Source organism: Aquincola tertiaricarbonis (genome assembly GCF_000969605.1).
Lineage (GTDB): Bacteria > Pseudomonadota > Gammaproteobacteria > Burkholderiales > Burkholderiaceae_C > Aquincola > Aquincola tertiaricarbonis.
In genome coordinates this window covers 229,101-246,246 of record NZ_JZUE01000004.1, presented here as the reverse complement: position 1 = coordinate 246,246, position 17,146 = coordinate 229,101, and the positions used below count along the sequence as shown (strand labels likewise).

Genomic DNA, 17,146 nt, shown 5'->3' with positions numbered 1-17,146 from the left:
GCGTTTTGCTGCCCCGGCCGCCGCCTTCCCACGTCACCCAGCCTGGACGACCCGCATGCCCACTTCCTACGACGCCCGCCTGAGTGAAGGCACGCCGCATCCCCGTGGTGCGACCTGCATCGGCGATGGCGTCAACTTCGCGCTGTTCTCCGCCCATGCCACCAAGGTGGAGGTGTGCCTGTTCGACGACAGCGGCCGCGAGGAGATCGCGCGCATCACGCTGCCCGAATACACCGACGAGGTGTGGCACGGCCACATCGCCGGCCTGAAGCCCGGCCAGCGCTACGGCTATCGCGTGCACGGCCCGTACGAGCCCGAGAAGGGTCACCGCTTCAATCCCAACAAACTGCTGCTCGACCCCTATGCCCGCGCCCACGTCGGCCAGGTGGAATGGCGCGACGAGCTGTTCGGCTACACCGTCGGTCATCCGGACGCCGACCTCAGCTTCGACGAGCGCGACAGCGCGCCCTTCGTGCCCAAGTGCGTGGTGGTGGACAGCCGCTTCGACTGGACGCTGCGCGAGCGCAGCCGCGTGGCCTGGGACCGGACCGTGTTCTACGAGGCCCACGTCAAGGGCATGACCAAGCGCCACCCCGAGGTGCCCGAGAACGAGCGCGGCACCTTCAAGGGACTGGCCCACGACGCGGTGATCGGCCACCTGAAGAACCTGGGCGTCACCAGCATCGAGCTGCTGCCCTCGCAGACCTTCCTCACCCAGCCCTTCCTGCTGGACAAGGGCCTGAGCAACTACTGGGGCTACGACACCATCGGCTTCTTCGCGGTGCACCCCGACTACCTGAGCCGGCCCGACGTGGACGAGTTCAAGGAGATGGTGGCGCGCTACCACCAGGCCGGGCTGGAGGTGATCCTCGACGTGGTCTACAACCACACGCCCGAAGGCAACGAGCTGGGCCCGACGCTGAGCTTCAAGGGCATCGACAACGCCAGCTACTACCGGCTGATGCCCGACCAGCCGCGCTACTACATCAACGACACCGGCACCGGCAACACGGTGAACCTGAGCCACCCGCGGGTGCTGCAGATGGTGACCGACAGTCTGCGCTACTGGGTGACGGAGATGCAGGTGGACGGCTTCCGCTTCGACCTGGCCACCATCCTGGCGCGCGAGCCCTACGGCTTCGACGAAGGCGGCGGCTTCCTGGATGCCTGCCGGCAGGACCCGATCCTGTCCAGCGTCAAGCTGATCGCAGAGCCCTGGGACTGCGGCCCCGGCGGCTACCAGGTGGGCGGCTTCCCGCCCGGCTGGGCGGAATGGAACGACCGCTTCCGCGACACCGTGCGCAGCTACTGGAAGGGCGAGACCGGCACCGCCGCCGCGCTGGCCGGCTGCGTGACCGCCAGCGGCGACACCTTCAACCGCCGCGGACGCCGGCCCTGGGCCAGCGTCAACTTCATCACCGCGCACGACGGCTTCGTGCTGGCCGATCTGGTGAGCTACAACGAGCGCCACAACGACGCCAACGGTGAGGACAACCGCGACGGCCACAGCGACAACCGCTCGTGGAACTGCGGCGCCGAGGGCCTGACCGACGACGAGGCGATCAACGCCCTGCGGGCCCAGCAGCAGCGCAACCTGCTGGCCACGCTGCTGCTGTCCCAGGGCACGCCGATGATCGTGGCGGGCGACGAGTTCGGCCGCAGCCAGAACGGCAACAACAACGCCTACTGCCAGGACAACGACATCTCCTGGCTGCACTGGGACCGCATCGACGAACGCGGCCAGGCGCTGCAGGCCTTCGTGCGCAAGCTGCTGGCGCTGCGCCGCGACCTGCCGGTGCTGCGCCGAGGCCGCTTCCTCACCGGCCAGCCGCACGAGGAACTGGGCCTGCGCGATGCCATCTGGTGGGCACCCGACGGCCAGGAGATGCAGCCTGGCCACTGGGAAGACGGCAACACCTTGTGCTTCGGCCTCTCGCTCGACGGGCGGGCGCCGCGCTCGCACCTGGAGCGGCCGGCCGAGGACGCCTCGGTGCTGATGCTGTTCAACGCCTGGCATGAGCCGATCGACTTCACGCTGCCGGCGCCGCCGGCCGAGGGCACGCACTGGGCGCTGGAGGTTGATACGGCTCAGCCCGATGCCAGCGGCGAGACCGCCGAAGGCGGCTCGGTGCGCCAGCTGGCCGGCCGCTCGCTGCTGCTGTTCGTGGCCCGCTGACCCCGCCCCCGCCGTCGGACGCGGGGGCCGCCTGGCCGCGGGAATGGCATTTGCCCCCGTCGGTCAGGCGCATGCAAGGGCAGCGGAGGTCGATATGGAGTGGCAGTACGAGCTCGTCCAGGACGTGGATCTTCTGTGGCGTTGGGCGATGGTCTCGGACCAGCAGAAGTCGCTGACGACGATGGAGGTCTCGCTGGTCGCGTTCCCGACGCGCGCCGAGGCGCACGAGGACCTGCAGGTGCAGCTGGCCGGCCGCTGGGACAGCCGCGGCCACCTGCAGATACCGGCCAGCCACGTGCAGAAGCTGGTGCGCGGTGTGGCCTGGCACCGGCCCGAATGCGGCGGCCTGGCCAACGTGGCCATCATCAAGCACCCGCGCGATGCCACCGGCTGCAACTGGAACATCGGGCCGATGAGCGGCATCTGCTGCGACAAGTGCAAGGCGGCGTTGATCGAGGAGATCAACGTGCTGCGGCAGTGGTATTCCGTGCCCGACGGCATCTGAATTGCCGAAGCGGGATGTCGCCCCGACGGGGCATCTTGAGCAAGGAGCAGCCATGCCCAGCACCGATTGGTCCGCCAAGCGGGAGCGCCAGTACGACCACATCAAGACCGGCCTGAAGCAGCGCGGCAAGCCGGAGAAGGTCGCCGAGGAGATCGCGGCGCGCACCGTCAACAAGGAGCGCGCGCAGCACGGCGAGTCGAAGACCGCCAGCCGCTCGTCAGTGAAGGACGCGTCGCCCGGCCACCGCGGCGGCAAGCGCTCGCACAGCGGCGAGGGCGGCCGCACCTATGCGCAGCTCTACAACGAGGCGCAGAAGAAGGGCGTGAAGGGGCGGTCGAGGATGAACAAGCAGCAGCTGCTCGACGCCGTCGGCAGGTAGGTTCACCCCCAAGCTCCGCGGCTCCCCGAGGGGGCCGGCGGCCGCGTCGGAGGCCCGGCGGCCGCCTTGGGCGGCGCCTGCGTGCCGGGTCAGCGCTGCGCCGCTGCTGCCTGAGCGGCGCTGGCGGGCGGTCGGGCGGTGTTGCGCTGCAGGCTGGCGCGTGAGCCGTTGGCGGCGCGGCGCTCGGGTACCAGGCGGATGGGCTGGGTGGCGGGGGCCATGTGCAGTGGCGCCAAGCCCCAGCCGTCGGTGGCCTGGGCGAAGCTGCTGCTGCGCCAGCCGGCGTCGGCGATGCCGGCCTTCACCGCGCCGGCCACCACCGCATCGGCCTCGGCCGGGCTGAGGTCCAGCGACAGCCGCTGCCAGCGGCGCTGCACCAGCGGGTCGCTCCAGGCGCCGATCAGCGCAGCCTTCATCGCCGCGGCATCCCAGGCATGGCCGCCGGCCACCCGGCGGGCCAGCAGCGTGGTCATGAAGACATGGAACGCCGGGCGGGCCCGGGCCGGCACCAGCGCGGCGATCGGCGCCAGCCGCGGCAGGTCGGCCGTGCCGGCGAACGGCAGCGACAGCACCACCTGCAGCGCCTGAACCGGATTGATCACCCGCACCCGGTTGGGCGGCAGCAGCACCAGCGGCATTGCGGCGGCCTGGTCGTGCTGCAGCGGCGTGGCGAAGCTGATCAGCACCGCCAGGCGCAGCCACTGCGCGGCGGTCAGGCCCTCCAGCGCCTCGTCGGCCGGCAGGGCCTCGGCCTCGCGCGCCGCCTGCAGGGCGGCCTGCGCATCGCGGCCGGCACGGGCGACCTGGGCCCGGCGGCTCATCATCGCCAGGTTGCCTGCCGCATAGGCGGCCTGGGCGTTCAGGCGCTCGACGACCGCATCGCTGGGGTGGCCGGTGGACTGCGTCAGGCGCTCGCCGGTCACCGGGCACTGGGTGGTGGCGATCTGCTTCATCAGGTGCGGCGTCACCTGCAGATCCTCGAAGGCCGCGCCGCGCAGCCAGGCCTGCAGTCGCAGCGCGAGCCACTGGCGCACGGCCGGCGTGGCCGGCCGGGTGCGGCGGCGGAAGGCGGGCTGGCCGGCGTCCCAGCCCTGGCGCAGCGGATGGCCGAACAGCATCTGGTCGGCCGGCGGCGTCAGGCCGTAGCGGGCATGGTCGCGGCCGATCTCCCAGCCGGTGCGCTCGAAGGCGGTGGTGGGGGCGCCGGACGGAGCGTGGGCATGGCCGGCAGCATGGTGCTCGGCACCGAAGTCGAGGGCGAGGGCAAGGGCGGCTTGGGCCATGGAAGACAGCTCCGGAAGGAGACACCGGGACGACCCCGGCAACACCAGTTTGGGTGGTCACAGGCTCATGGCGTGAGCCTGCGATACCCTGCGTGTGTTTTTTCCTTGGCGCCCCGGCCGGGCGCTGCTACCGCCGTGGACCGTACCGAACGCTTCTACAAGATCGAGCTGCTGATCCGCAGCCGCCGCCCCGAGCAGGGCCTGGTGAGCTTCAACGAGCTGATGGACGAGCTGGGCGTGTCCCGCGCCACGCTCAAGCGCGACCTGGAATACCTGCGCAGCCGCATGGACGCGCCGATCGAGTACGACCGCTTCCACAACGGCTACCGCTTCGCGGCGGGCGCGGGCGCCGCGGCTTCCGGCGGCGAAGCCGGGCCCGACGGCGCGGCCGGCAAGACCCACGAGCTGCCCGGCGTGTGGTTCAGCGAGCGCGAGATCCATGCGCTGCTGACGATGCACCAGCTGATCCAGGGCCTGGACGAAGGGGGCGTGCTGGCGCGCCACCTGCAGCCGCTGCTGGACAAGCTGCACCGCATGCTGGGCACCAGCGAGGCCGATGCGATGGCGCTGATGAAGCGCATCCGCATCGCCAGCCCGGCGCGCCGCGCGGTGTCGCCGCGGCACTTCGAGCTGCTGGGCAGCGCCATCACCCAGCGCTGCCAGGCCGAGCTGGACTACTACGTGCGCAGCCGGCAGCAGGCCTCGCTGCGCACGGTGTCGCCGCAGCGGCTGGTCTACCACCGCAACACCTGGTACCTGGACGCCTGGTGCCACGCCAGCGACGGGCTGCGCCGCTTCGCGGTGGACGCGGTGCGCAGCGCGCGCCTGCTGGACACCCCGGCGCGCGAGGTGCCGATCGCCACGGTGGAAGCCGCGCTCGATGCCGGCTACGGCGTGTTCGGCGGCACCACGCTGCGCGAGGCGACGCTGCTGTTCACGCCCGAGGCGGCCGAGTGGGTGGCCAACGAGCAATGGCATCCGCAGCAGCGGGGCGAGCGCCAGCCCGACGGCAGCTACCGCCTGACCCTGCCCTACACCGACCCCACCGAACTGGCCATGGACGTGCTGCGCCACGGCGGCGACGTGCGCGTGCTGGGCGATGACCTGCTGCTGCAGCAGGTGCAGGCCGCGCTGGCGGCGGCGGTGGCGGGGTATGGGGGGAGGGTGGTGGCGGTGGCGTAGGCGGGCGCCGAGTCGGGCTTGGCGCCCTGTCATCTGTGGCCATTCGGCCCGTTGGAGGGCAGCAGGGCGGCCGCCAGCGCGGTGCGCAGGACCAGCACCACCCCGGGCAAGGGCTGTGGCGGCAGGTCGTTCTTGTTGAGAAACGCCCGCCACAGCGCCTGCCGTGACGCGTCCTGCGCGAATTCGTCTGTCAAGCCGATAGGCAGTGCTGCGGGCAGCGATGTGCCTCGCCGCTCGAAGGTGGCGCGGATGGCTTGGGTCAGGATCTGCGCGTCCAGCGATTCACGTTCCACCAGCACCGCCAGGTCGAAGTAGTCCTTCAACCGGCTATTGGCCATCCCCAGCAGGGTGATGGCGTCCAGCTTTTCTGCGACCACGGTATAGGTCGGGTAAGCCTGCAGCCTGGGTGCCGGCAAGTCGTCCAGCAGAACCGGGTACACCGATGCCACCGTGGCCGGGGTGACCGCATCACCGAAACCGACGTCGATTTGCGTCCTGCAGCGAGCCCGAGCCAGTTCGCCCCCCACCACCACGCGGACGCCGCCGTAACCCGCCTCCTTGCGGATCTCCTCGACGGCGACGGAAGCCGGATCGAACACGATGCCGTCATCCACTTCCACCGCGGCAATGTCGCGAAAGACAGATGCGATCGACACCAGGTCGCTGGCGCCGAACCCCAGCAGATCCACATCGCGTGTGGCGCGGTGCGGCATGTCATACCAGAGCGTGAACAGCAGCGCGCCCTTGAGCACGAAGCGGTCGGCGTGTGCGGAAAGCGTCAGTCGATACAGCATGCGCTCCAGTGCAAAGCGCACGAGTACCTGGTTGAAATCGGCGCCCTGCGCCTTGGCCACGTTCAGCAGCCGGGCGCGGATCGACGCCGCGGCGTTGGCATCGCAACGGCTCATCCGATGCTCTCCATGTAAGGCCGCATGACGTTGGACACCCTGCAGACCTTGGCGTAGTGCCACAGCTCGTCGGCGGTGGCGCGCCGGCGGGCGCGTGCTTCCTTCAGCGCCTCCAGGGCCACGTCCAGGCCGATCTTGTTGCGCTGCTTGAAGCAGTCCGCCACCGTCTTGGCGATGCCGTACACGCGGAGCGTGGCGCCGTCGCGGATCACTTCCTCGACACCGGCGGCATAGGCTTCACCGCCGTACTGCACCATCTTGAGCGGCGGATGGTCGATCTTCGGCGCATGGCTGCCGCGCGGCATGGCGATCCACACCTTGCGCGGCAGTTGGGTGGTCAGCTCATGAATCTGCAGGGCGGTAAGTAGGCAGAACACTGCCTGCGGCGCCAGGACAGCGACTTTCACCAAGCCGTCGTGCTCGGAGCCGGCGGTGTTCGGCAGCCGATATAGCCCGCGGCCAACACGCTCCAGGAGCCCGGCGGCGGTCATCCTCGTGAGCAGCACGCGAGGTGCTCCGATGGCTTGCAGGTCGCAGGCACGCAGCAGCCCGTTGCGCTCTGCCAGCGCCTGCACCCGCTGCATGTGGCTGTTGTCGGTCATGAGGGCAAGTATGTTCCATTTGTTCGTTGGTTTCCGACAAATGGAGGCCGAACGGAACACCAGCAGCCCTACTGCACCGTGGCCGGAGCGGCTTGCGGCGGCTCAGCGCAGCGCTTGCATGAATGCCAGCGTGTCAGCCACCGCCGCCTCGCGCGAAGCCGGATGGCTCTCGACCGTAATCCACTTCTCCCGGCGGCAGGCATCTTGCGCTGCAAGCCAGGCAGCGTCGTCGGTGAACCGCTCGCCCGTCTTGTAGTTGCCCCACAGAAAGCGCGAAGGCTTTGTACGGCGGTCGGTGACGGTGTGCTCGAGCGAGCAGTCGGCAGATGTGCCTTCCCTGAAGCGGGCCCAGGGCTGGTTCAGGCGGTCGAACACATGGTGAGCGTCGGGATACAGCCTGTAGCGAACATCATGGCCTTCGGCAGCCAGGTACTGCACATACTCGATGCACGGCTGCGCCGGTGTCATGTCGTCCTTACCGGCCAGCAGCAGCAGCACCGGCGCAGTGTTGGTGGCAGTCAACTCCTCGTGGAAGCGGACGTTGCAACCCGGGTATACGGCGATGTGTCCGGCATAGCGCACGCCCGCCGGCAGCACCACCTGCTGGTAGATGGGCCACGCACTGGCATAGGAAGCCGAAGCGCCGCGAGAGAAGCCGATGTGGAAAATGCGGCCGGCATCGATCTCCGGATGCGTCGCCAGCACCCGCAGCGCGTTCAGCCCGTCGGCAATGTTGGCCGTCGTGTTCCAGCTCAACTGCAGACTGCCCAGGTTGCGCGCGACGCCGCGTGGCTTCTGGCTGTCGACGATGAAGACGGCATAGCCCTCGGCCAGAAAGGCCTTGGCCCACACGTCGTAGTACAGCGAGCCGGCACCTTCGCTGCCATGGCTGACCACCACGGCAGGCAGTTTCCGCCCGGGCGCGTGTGTTGGCGGAAAGAGCAGGTCGCCCCAGATCACGAGGGGCGCCTCGGGCGCGGCGTTGCCCAGTGCGCTTCGAGCCATCACCCAGCGGTTCTTGGGCGAACTGGACATGAACTCGATCCGGCCGCGCTGTCCGGCCTCGAGCTTCTCGACCGGTTCACTCCGCACTGTCGCCGTGCTGGCGAGCCACACCGGCAGCAGACATGCCAGCAGACGCAGCCACCGTGGCGCGGCAGCCGCTCGAGAGGTGCGGAAGCGGGTCTTCATTCGGCTCTCCTGTCCGGGGTTGTAGCCAACGCCTCCCTCAACCGCGCCAGCAGCCCCGAATCCCGCTGCGTGGGCGACTGGATGGCGGCGGTGAGGGTGGCTTCGGGGCCGCTGAGGGCCACGCGGCGGCGGGCGCGGGTGACGGCGGTGTAGAGGAGTTCGCGGCTCGTCAGGCGGCCGGGGCGGGCGGGCAGCACCACCAGCACCTCGTCGAACTCCGAGCCCTGGGACTTGTGCACCGTCATCGCATAGGCCGTCTCGTGCGGCGGCAGCCGCACCGGCGCCACCGGGCGGAAGCCGCCTTCGGCGGCCGCGTCGGCGAACCACACCAGCAAGGTGCCGTCGGCCGCGGGCAGCGCCAGGCCGACGTCGCCATTGAACAGGCGCAGCAGCGGATCGTTGCGCAGCACCATCACCGGGCGGCCGGCGTACCAGGGGCCGGGCTGCGCGGGGCCACCGGCCGCCGCGCGGGCGTGGGCGGTGAGCTGCCGGTTCAGTTCCACCAGCCCGCGCGGGCCTTCGCGCTGGGCGCACAGCACGCGGAAGCGCTCGTAGGCCGCGGTGGCCGCCGCCACGTCGTCCGGCGCGACGGCCACCGCCTGCAGCAGCGGCGCGAAGCCGGCCTGCGCCGCCGCCAGGGTGGACGGGGAGGGCAGGGCGCCTTCGTCCTCCAGCCAGGTGACGCCGTCATCCGGCTCGCCCGCCGCGCCGCGGCCCTGCGCCGCGCGCAGGCGCCGGACCACCGCGGCCGACTGGCCGGTGTTGATCTCGCGCGCCAGCAGGCCGATGCCGCTGTCGGCCGCGAAGCGGAAGTTCTGGGTGAACCACACCGCGCTGTCATGCAGCGCACTCGGCCGCGCCGGCGCGGGCGGGGCGATCAGCATCGGCGGCGTGCCGCTGAGGGCGGCCAGGTCGGCCAGCGCGCCGTCGCTCAAGGTCGGGTCGGCGCTCAGCTCGGCGAACACGGCGCCCGATTCCACCGCGGCCAGCTGGTCCTTGTCGCCCAGCAGCACGATGCGCGCCTGCGGCGGCACCGCTTCCAGCAGCCGGGTGGCCAGCGCCAGGTCGAGCATCGAGGCTTCGTCCACCACCAGCGCGTCGATGGGCAGCGGATGCCGTGCATCGTGCGCGAAGCCGTCGCGGGTGACGCCCAGCAGCCGGTGGATGGTGGCGGCCGAGGTGGGCAGCTGCTCGCGCAGCGCCGCGGGCAGGTGGGCGGCGCGCTGGCGCAGCGCGTCGGTCATGCGGGCCGCGGCCTTGCCGGTGGGCGCGGCCAGCGCGATGCGGCAGCCCGGCTGCATCGTCAGCAGGCAGGCCAGCAGGTTGACCACCATCGTCGTCTTGCCGGTGCCGGGGCCGCCGCTCACCACCGCCAGCTTGCCGCGCAGCGCCAGCGCGGCGGCCAGCTGCTGCCAGTCGGCCTCGCCGTGCAGCACCGCCGCATTGGCCTTGAACAGGCCCTGCAGCCGCTTGGCCACCTCGGGCCCGGGCAGCGTGGGCGTGGCCTGCGCGCTGGTGGCCAGGCGCTTGGCCAGCCGGCGTTCATGGTCGAAGTAGCGGTGCAGGTAGAGCCGGCCGTCGTCGTCCAGCACCAGCGGCATGGCGCCCGGCGCGGCCGGGGTGCCCACGACGCCCGATCGCAGCAGCGCGGCCCGCAGCGCCTGCGGCGAGATGACCGGCTCGGCCGCGGCGGCGATGTCGGCCAGCGACAGGCATACATGGCCCTCGCGCGTGGCCAGGCTCAGCGCCTGGCCGGCGTGGCGGGCGATCTCGGCGTCGTCCGCGCTGCCGCCCTGCTCGGTGCACCAGCGCGCCAGCCAGTCGCCCAGGCCCTCGGCCAGCCAGGCGGTGGCGGTTGGCACCTCGCCGGAAAGGGACACCGTGTCGGTCATGCCGCCGCCTCCGTTTCGCCCAGCAGGGCCGACAGCCGCTGCAACGTCGCCTCGGCCGGGCGATGGAAATACACGCCGGCCGGCAGGCCGTCGGGCTGCTGCCAGCCGGGCCGCACGCCGCGCACGAACAGGTAGAACACGCCGCCGAAATGGCGTTCATGCCGGTAATCCGGCAGCCTGCGCTGCAGGTGCCGCTGCAGCGCCACCGCATACAGCAGGTACTGCAGGTGGTAGCCGTGCCCGGCCATCGCATCGGCCAGCGCCTCGCGGCCGTAGTGCTCGGCGGCGTCGCCCAGGTGGTTGGACTTCCAGTCCAGCAGGTAGTAGCGCCCGCCATGCTCGAACACCAGGTCGATGAAGCCGCGCAGGTAGCCCTCCAGCCCGCCGAACACCAGCGACGGCGTGGGATAGCCCAGGTCGCGCAGGGCCTCGGTCAGGTCGCCGGCGGTCAGCCCGCGCGAAGGCAGCGTGAATTCCAGCTCCACCAGCTGCTGCCGCGGCATGAGCGACGACAGCCGCACCGGCCCGGCCTGCGCGTCGCCGGTGGGCAGCGGGGTGTTGAGCACGTCGTCCAGCATGCGCAGCAGCATCGGCTCCAGCGGCGGCTGCTCGCCGGTGAGGTGGGCGGTGGACAGCGGCTGCGGATGCAGTGCCAGCGCGCGGCGGATGCCCTCGGGCCACTGCGTGGCGTCGTCGAAGCGCACCTGTTCGAACACCGCATGCAGTGCATCGCCGGCCGCCGGGCCGCGCGGAAAGCGCAGGATGTCGTCCTCGGCCAGCCGGCCGCGTGGGGCGGGCACTGGCAGGTCCGCAGGCTGCGCACGCAGGTCATGGTCGATGGCCGCCGCCTCGTGCCGCGCGCCGGAGGCCAGGCTGCTGTAGCTGCCGATCCACCAGGCCTGCGGCAGCACCGCGGGCGGAGGCAGGGCCACCAGCGCATCGGCCGCGGTCTCGGCCGGCGGCACCGGCAGGCCGGGCTCGGTGGGCAGGGGCTCGTGCACGATGTCGGGCGTGCACTCGGCCGCCAGCGAAGCCCATTCGGCGGTGACCCATTCGGCCGCATTCTTGTGCGTGCCCCAGGCCTCGGGATCCAGGCCCGCGCCGGCGGCCAGCCAGTTGAGCAGGCTGCGGTTGGCCTCGGTGCAGCTGTTGCGCACCGCATAGGCGCCCGTCACCAGGTAGCAGCGGTGCACCGCGCGGGTGAGCGCGACGTACACCAGCCGCAGGAATTCGGCCGCAGCGTCGCGCTTGCGCTGGGCCTTGATCTCGTCCAGCGCCGCCTTGTCGTGCAGGCGGAAGTCCAGCACCGGGCGGCCGTCGGCATCGTGGTACTCCACCGCATCGCCGCCGGGCTCGGGCATGGCCCGGCCGTCCCACAGGAAGGGGCAGAACACCACCGGGTACTCCAGCCCCTTGCTCTTGTGCACGGTGACGATCTGCACCAGGTTGCGGTCGCTTTCCAGCCGCAGCTGCGCCGCCTCGTCGGCCTGGCCTGCCTGGCGCTGGCGCTGCAGCCACTGCAGCAGCGCGGCCGGTGCGCTGTGCTGCTCGGCCGCGGCATGCAGCAGCTCGGCCAGGTGCAGCAGGTTGGTCAGGCGGCGCTCGCCGTCGCTGCGGGCCAGCAGCCGTTCGGCCACCGCCTCGCCCTGCATCCAGTGGCGCAGCATCACGCCCACGCCGCGGTCCAGCCACACATGGCGGTACTGCGCGAAGCGCTGCACCAGGGCCAGCAGCCGGCTCTCGTCGGCCGACACCGCATCGATCTCGCCGGCGTCCAGCCCCATCCATTCGGTGGCCAGGGCCGCACGCAGGAGGCGTTCGCGCGTGGGCTCGAGGATGGCTGCCAGCAGCCATTCCATCGCCTCCGCATCCGGCCCCTGGAACACGCTGGCCTGCGACAGCTCCACGCTGCCGATGTTCAGCGCCGCCAGCGCCAGCCGCATGCGGGCGCCCTGCGAATGGCTGCGCACCAGCACCGCGATGTCGCCGGCCGCCAGCGGCCGCTCGCCCAGCGTCAGCTCGCCGGCCCGGGCGGCCCGCAGCAGCCGCGAGACCTCCGCCGCGCAGGCATGGGCGGTGCGGCCCAGCGCCTGCGACTTGGCCAGCGGCTGGCCCTCGGCATCCGGCGGCAGCGACCAGCAGTGCAGCGGCGCCCGCGCCGGCTGGCTGCGGTCTTCGAACCGGGTGCGCGGCTTGGCGCCCACGCCCACCGGCCGGTACTCCAGGTCGTTGAGCAGGAAGGCCCGCGGATTGCGGCCGAAGAAGGCATTCAGCGCGCCGATCAGCGCCGCGCTGGACCGCTGGTTGTCGCCCAGCGTGTACTCGGCCGTGGCCTGGGCGCGCGCATGCAGGTAGGTGTGCAGGTCCGCATTGCGGAAGCTGTAGATCGCCTGCTTGGGGTCGCCGACGAAGAACAGCGGCCGCAGGCCATCCGCATACAGCCGCCGGAAGATGGCGAACTGCAGCGGGTCGGTGTCCTGGAACTCGTCGATCAGCGCCGCCGGAAAGCGCGCCCGCAGCGAGTCGGCCAGCGCCGGGCCGTGCGGGCCGGCCAGCCGCTCGTGCAGGTTGTAGAGCATGTCGCCGAAGGCGATGACGCGCTGCTCGCGCTTGTGGTCGCGCACCGCCTGCGCGCCCTGTTCCAGCACGCGGCGCAGCAGCGCCAGCCGCTGCAGGGCCACGGCCTGGGACGCGGCCGCACGCGCATCCAGCAGCGCCTGGGCCGCGCCGAAGAAGGCATGGGCCGGCGGCACCAGGCCCTTCTTCGTGCGCGCCTCGATGCGGTCGCGGCCCAGCAGGTCAAGGCCCTTGGGCGTGAGCGCCAGGGCCGCGGCGGCATCGGCGCCGGCCAGCACCTGGTCCCAGCCCTCGGCCGCAGCCAGCACCGCCTCGGGCTTGTAGGTGTTGGCATTCAGGCGGGGCAGCCCGTCCATCAGGGCCTGCACCGTCGCGGCGCGGCCGGCCTGCCACAGCTGGCGTGCGGCATCGTGCGCTGCCTGCAGCGGTGCCGCCAGCGTGGCGGGATCGGCGGCGGTGTCCAGCCCGTCGGGCCACAGCACCGCCGACAGCGGCTTGGCCAGCCGGCGCTTGAGCAGTGCGGCCCAGGTGTCGGGCGTGTCCTTGCAGCGGGCCAGCTCGGCGGCCAGCAGCGGCGGCAGGCCGGGCGCGGCCACCTCGCGGCGCCAGAGGTCGGCGGCCACCTGGTGCAGCAGGTCGCTGTCGTCGGCCACCAGCTCCAGCGACAGCGGCATCTGCGCGGTGAAGGGCGTGTCGGCCAGCGCCCGCTGGCAGAAGCCGTGGATGGTGAAGATGGCGGCTTCGTCGAAGGTCTGCAGCGCGCTGTCCAGCCGCTGGCGCAGCGTGTCGTCGTCCAGCGCCGGGTCGTCGCGCAGGGCCTGCAGCAGGCCGGTGATGAACGGGTCGGCGCCTTCGGCCACCTGCGGGCCGCGCAGCCAGGCCAGCACCTCGGCGATGCGGGTGCGGATGCGGTCGCGCAGCTCGGCGGTGGCGGCATTGGTGAAGGTCACCACCAGGATGTGCTGCACCGGCAGCGCACGCTCCAGCAGCAGCCGCAGGTACAGGCCGCAGATGTTCCAGGTCTTGCCGGTGCCGGCGGAGGCTTCGATCAGGTTGATGCCGCCGAGCGGGCAGCGAAAGACGTCGAGCGGGCTCATGCCGCTTCCTTGGCGTCGGCGGTCACGCGCGGGTCGTCCAGCGCGGCCAGCAGCGGGCGGTACACCGCGTCGGCGACCTGCACGAAGGCCTCGTCCAGCGGGTCGGGCAGGCCGCGCAGCACCAGGCGGTGGGCGGCGTCGGCTTCCTCCGCGAAGGGGCGCTGCGGGCCGCGTCGCCAGGTGGCCTCCACCTGGCTGCGCGAGGCGCCGGTGGCCTGCGCCCACGAGGTCCTGGGAAAGAAGTGCAGCGGTGCCTGCAGGCCTTGCCTATACAAGTCCACCAGCGTGCGCAGCGTGGCGGCGGCCCCGGGCACCGGCCGCAGCACGAAGCTGCCGTCGCGGGACCACACCCGGGTGACGGTGCCGGGCTGCTGCACGTTGAGTAGCAGGTGCGGCAGCCAGGCCTGCAGGTAGTCCACCGGGCGGGTGTTGTCGTAGTGCCAGCGGTAGTGGCGCCAGCCGTCGCCTTCGGCCCGCAGTTCGGCAAAGCTGCCCTGCAGCTGCCAGGGCTCGCCGGCCACGTCCAGCGCCAGGTGCACATGCTGCGCCGGCAGCGGCGCCTGCTGCGTGGCTTCGCGCACCTGCGCGGCGAACTGCATCAGCTGCGCCAGCTCGGCCGCCCGTTGCTGGGCCCCCAGGGCGCCGGGCGGATATTCGGTGCCGGCCTCGGCCAGCGCCTGCACCGTGGCGGCATCGGCGCCCTGCAGCAGCAGCGGCAGCAGCCGCGCGGCCATCGCCTGGCGGCCGGCGCGGTCGGCCACGAAGGGTTCGTCGTCCTGCAGCTCGTCCGCGGCCTGCGGCAGGTCGATGCCGAGCCGGCGGCGCAGCAGCGCGCGGCTCGGGTGGCGGAAGAACTCGGCCAGCTGGGCGATGTCCACCTGCCGCCAGGCGGCCTCGGGCGGCGGCAGCGGCCGGGCGAACAGCGGCCGCGCGGGCAGGCCGGGCGTGGCGTCGTCGCCTTCGGTGTCGTCCTCCGGCAGGTCGAAGGCGGCGGCCGGCAGGGTGTCGGCGGCCGGCGGCTGGCGGCGCTGCACGGCCAGGGCCTGCGCATATTCGCGGTGGAAGCTGCGGCGCGGCAGCGGCGTGTCCACATGAAAGTTGTCGGCCGAGAAGGGCTGCAGCGCATGCTCCACCACCAGCGCGCCGCGGCCTTGCCGCACCGCCGGCGCCAGCGTGTCCAGCAGCTCGGAGACCAGCACCGAAGGCGGCAGCTCGGCGTTGTCGCGCACGCTGCGGCCGGTGTAGGCCAGCAGCAGCCGGTCGCGCGCGGCCAGCAGCAGGTCGAGGAACAGGTTGCGCTCGTCGAAGCGTCGCTGGCGGTCGCCGCGCTGCGGGCGCAGCGCCATCAGGTCGAACTCGGCCTCGCGCGTGGCGGTGGGGAAGGCGCCGTCGTCCAGCCCGATGGCGCACACCACGCGGTACGGCAGCCCGCGCAGGCTGGACATCGACGAGAAGGTGATGCTGCCGGTGGGCACGCCGCCGCGGGCGGGATCGTCCAGCGCCCGCTCCAGCGCGCTGCGCAGCACGGCCAGCGGCAGCGGCTGCGCGCCTTCGTCGGCCAGGCCGCCGCGCGCCATCGCCTCCACCAGCGACTGCACCGCCTGGCGCAGCTCGCGCAGGTCTTCCAGCTCGTCGTCGTCGGGGTGGATGAACTGGTCCATCGCCTGCTGCAGCAACGCCTGCCAGCCGGCCGGCGTGTGCGGCACCGCGCAGCGCCGCTGCAGCTGCGCCAGCGCACGGGCATAGCGCCAGAAGGCACCCAGCGTGTCGGCCTCGCCGCCTTCGGCATCGCCGGCGGGCAGGCGGCCGGCGAAGGGCGCGGTGGCCTGCGCCGGCAGCGCATAGCCCAGGAACAGCCGGGCCAGGCCGTCGTCCAGCGTGTGATGGGCCTCGGCCGGCACGCCGAAGCTGCCGCGGTGCTGCGCATCGAAGGCCCAGCGCACGCCGGCCTCGGCCAGCCAGCCCTGCACCTGCTCCAGCGCATCGGCATCCAGGCCGAAGCGCCGGGCCACCACCGGCTGCTGCAGCAGGCCGTGCAGGCCGCTGGCCGGCAGGCGCGAGCCCAGCAGCGACAGCAGCTCCAGCAGCGCCCGCGCGCAGCGGTTGATGCGGCTGCGCGGCCGGCCGGTGACGGCAAACGGCAGCTGGCGGTCGGCCGGCGCGGTGCCGAACACCGCATCGATCAGCGGTGCCGCGGCATCCAGGTCGGGCGTGACCACCAGCACGTCGGAAGGCTGCAGGCCCGGCAGCGCCGGGTCGCTGAACATCGCCAGCAGCTGGTCCTGCAGTACCTCCAGCTGCCGCGTGAGCGAATGGCAGCGGTGCACCTCGATGCTGCGGTCGGCGTGCAGGCTGGCGGGCGGCAGCTCCACCAGGTCGAGCACCGCGTTCTGTACCGCGGCCAGCAGCGTGGGCGCCTCATGCGCCACGAACAGCGCGTCGTCCACCAGGGCTTCGCCGCCGGCTTCCACCAGCAGGTCGATCTGCGCCTGCGTCTGCCGGCCCCAGGCGGCCAGCAGGTGGTTGCCTTCCTCGTGCAGCGCATCGCGGCCCTCGCGCGCCAGGTGGGCCAGGCGGCGGCGGTCGATCACCTCGAACCAGTATTCCCGGCAGGGATTGAGCACGTACACCTGCAGCGCCATGCAGCGGCCCAGCGCCTGCAGCAGCCGGATGTACATCGGCGGCATGGCCGGCAGCGCGAACACATGGGCGCTGGCGGGCAGGCCGGCCTCGCGCGCCCGCTCCACGCCGCCGGGCTGCTCCAGCACGTCGATCAGCCGCCGTGCGGGGTCGTCCTTCAGCTGCAGCTCGGCGGCGATGCGGCGCCACAGCGCGGCCTGCCAGGCCTCGTCGGCCCGGGCCGCGGGCTCGGCCGTGCCCAGCGGCGCCGGCTCATGTGCCAGCCAGGCCTGCAGCCACTGCGGCCGGTAGGTGATGTACTGCTCCAGCAGGCCGGCGCTGCGGCGGGCCAGGTCCAGCCGCATCACGTCGTCGGCCTCGGCCAGGTAGGCGGCCAGCCGCGGATGGGCGGCCACGAAGGCCGCATCGCCGAAGGCCGCATACACCCGCCAGGCCATCACGTCGGGCGCGAAGGGCGACTCCGCCTGCACCTCGGGCAGCACCCGGCCGATCTGCTGCCACAGCCACTGCGCCAGGAAGGTGAACGCCACGTTGGCGCAGATGCCGTGCGCGTCGGCGGCGGCCAGCGTCAGGTGCCGCTGCATCGCCGCGCTGGCCACGATGACCTGGGCCGCCGCCAGCGGATCGCCGCGCCCGTCTTCGCCCAGCCGCGCCAGCAGCAGCGTGGTGAGCGATTCCAGGCGGTTGGCGAAATGGATCTGCAGCATCGGCGGG

Annotated in this window: 11 protein-coding genes; 4 read left to right on the top strand and 7 right to left on the bottom strand. The window is 72.2% G+C overall.

Annotated features, from left to right (window positions below; genetic code table 11):
• The first annotated feature begins 55 nt into the window (after positions 1-55).
• From glgX to VO99_RS06865, 3 genes are all read left to right on the top strand, one after another.
• Positions 56-2,176 (top strand): glycogen debranching protein GlgX, encoded by a 2,121-nt coding sequence (gene glgX, locus VO99_RS06875; RefSeq protein WP_046112055.1) that lies wholly within the window; start codon positions 56-58, stop codon positions 2,174-2,176.
• Positions 2,177-2,324: 148 nt separating this feature from the next.
• Entirely contained in the window at positions 2,325-2,681 is a 357-nt protein-coding gene (locus tag VO99_RS06870; RefSeq protein ID WP_198156887.1) for a hypothetical protein, read from the top strand.
• A gap of 52 nt (positions 2,682-2,733) precedes the next feature.
• Positions 2,734-3,060 (top strand): hypothetical protein, encoded by a 327-nt coding sequence (locus tag VO99_RS06865; protein WP_046112053.1) that lies wholly within the window; start codon positions 2,734-2,736, stop codon positions 3,058-3,060.
• Positions 3,061-3,149: 89 nt separating this feature from the next.
• Here the strand turns inward: VO99_RS06865 and VO99_RS06860 are convergent, their stop codons facing one another.
• Entirely contained in the window at positions 3,150-4,343 is a 1,194-nt protein-coding gene (locus VO99_RS06860; protein WP_046112052.1) for a hypothetical protein, read from the bottom strand.
• 135 nt (positions 4,344-4,478) lie between these two features.
• On the opposite strand from VO99_RS06860, the gene VO99_RS06855 reads away from it, so the two are divergent.
• Complete coding sequence (locus tag VO99_RS06855; protein WP_046112051.1) at positions 4,479-5,525, top strand: helix-turn-helix transcriptional regulator; 1,047 nt, start codon at positions 4,479-4,481, stop codon at positions 5,523-5,525.
• A gap of 29 nt (positions 5,526-5,554) precedes the next feature.
• Here VO99_RS06855 and VO99_RS06850 read toward each other — a convergent pair whose 3' ends face one another.
• The 6 genes from VO99_RS06850 to recC all read right to left on the bottom strand — a co-directional run bounded on the left by VO99_RS06850 (position 5,555) and on the right by recC (position 17,139).
• Positions 5,555-6,433: a nucleotidyl transferase AbiEii/AbiGii toxin family protein gene (locus VO99_RS06850; RefSeq protein ID WP_046112050.1), complete on the bottom strand. Its 879-nt coding sequence runs from the start codon at positions 6,431-6,433 to the stop codon at positions 5,555-5,557.
• On the bottom strand, positions 6,430-7,035 hold the full coding sequence (locus tag VO99_RS06845; protein WP_046112049.1) for a type IV toxin-antitoxin system AbiEi family antitoxin domain-containing protein: 606 nt from the start codon (positions 7,033-7,035) through the stop codon (positions 6,430-6,432). The genes VO99_RS06850 and VO99_RS06845 overlap by 4 nt, the downstream gene beginning before the upstream one ends.
• Before the next feature lie 102 nt (positions 7,036-7,137).
• Positions 7,138-8,226: a dienelactone hydrolase family protein gene (locus tag VO99_RS06840; protein ID WP_083440413.1), complete on the bottom strand. Its 1,089-nt coding sequence runs from the start codon at positions 8,224-8,226 to the stop codon at positions 7,138-7,140.
• Positions 8,223-10,118, bottom strand: coding sequence for an exodeoxyribonuclease V subunit alpha (gene recD / locus VO99_RS06835; RefSeq protein ID WP_198156886.1), 1,896 nt, complete (start codon positions 10,116-10,118; stop codon positions 8,223-8,225). The genes VO99_RS06840 and recD overlap by 4 nt, the downstream gene beginning before the upstream one ends.
• Entirely contained in the window at positions 10,115-13,792 is a 3,678-nt protein-coding gene (gene recB, locus VO99_RS06830) for an exodeoxyribonuclease V subunit beta (protein WP_046112048.1), read from the bottom strand. Before recB ends, recD begins: the two co-directional genes overlap by 4 nt.
• Positions 13,789-17,139 (bottom strand): exodeoxyribonuclease V subunit gamma, encoded by a 3,351-nt coding sequence (recC, locus tag VO99_RS06825; RefSeq protein ID WP_046112047.1) that lies wholly within the window; start codon positions 17,137-17,139, stop codon positions 13,789-13,791. Before recC ends, recB begins: the two co-directional genes overlap by 4 nt.
• Between the last annotated feature and the right edge of the window lie 7 nt (positions 17,140-17,146).

Bases quoted from the DNA above. Each gene is read 5' to 3' on its own strand.
- glgX (WP_046112055.1), top strand. From the start codon at position 56: ATGCCCACTTCCTACGACGCCCGCCTGAGTGAAGGCACGCCGCATCCC.
- VO99_RS06845 (WP_046112049.1), bottom strand. From the start codon at position 7,035: ATGACCGACAACAGCCACATGCAGCGGGTGCAGGCGCTGGCAGAGCGC.
- VO99_RS06870 (WP_198156887.1), top strand. From the start codon at position 2,325: ATGGTCTCGGACCAGCAGAAGTCGCTGACGACGATGGAGGTCTCGCTG.
- VO99_RS06860 (WP_046112052.1), bottom strand. From the start codon at position 4,343: ATGGCCCAAGCCGCCCTTGCCCTCGCCCTCGACTTCGGTGCCGAGCAC.
- recC (WP_046112047.1), bottom strand. From the start codon at position 17,139: ATGCTGCAGATCCATTTCGCCAACCGCCTGGAATCGCTCACCACGCTG.
- VO99_RS06850 (WP_046112050.1), bottom strand. From the start codon at position 6,433: ATGAGCCGTTGCGATGCCAACGCCGCGGCGTCGATCCGCGCCCGGCTG.
- recD (WP_198156886.1), bottom strand. From the start codon at position 10,118: ATGACCGACACGGTGTCCCTTTCCGGCGAGGTGCCAACCGCCACCGCC.
- VO99_RS06865 (WP_046112053.1), top strand. From the start codon at position 2,734: ATGCCCAGCACCGATTGGTCCGCCAAGCGGGAGCGCCAGTACGACCAC.
- VO99_RS06840 (WP_083440413.1), bottom strand. From the start codon at position 8,226: ATGAAGACCCGCTTCCGCACCTCTCGAGCGGCTGCCGCGCCACGGTGG.
- recB (WP_046112048.1), bottom strand. From the start codon at position 13,792: ATGAGCCCGCTCGACGTCTTTCGCTGCCCGCTCGGCGGCATCAACCTG.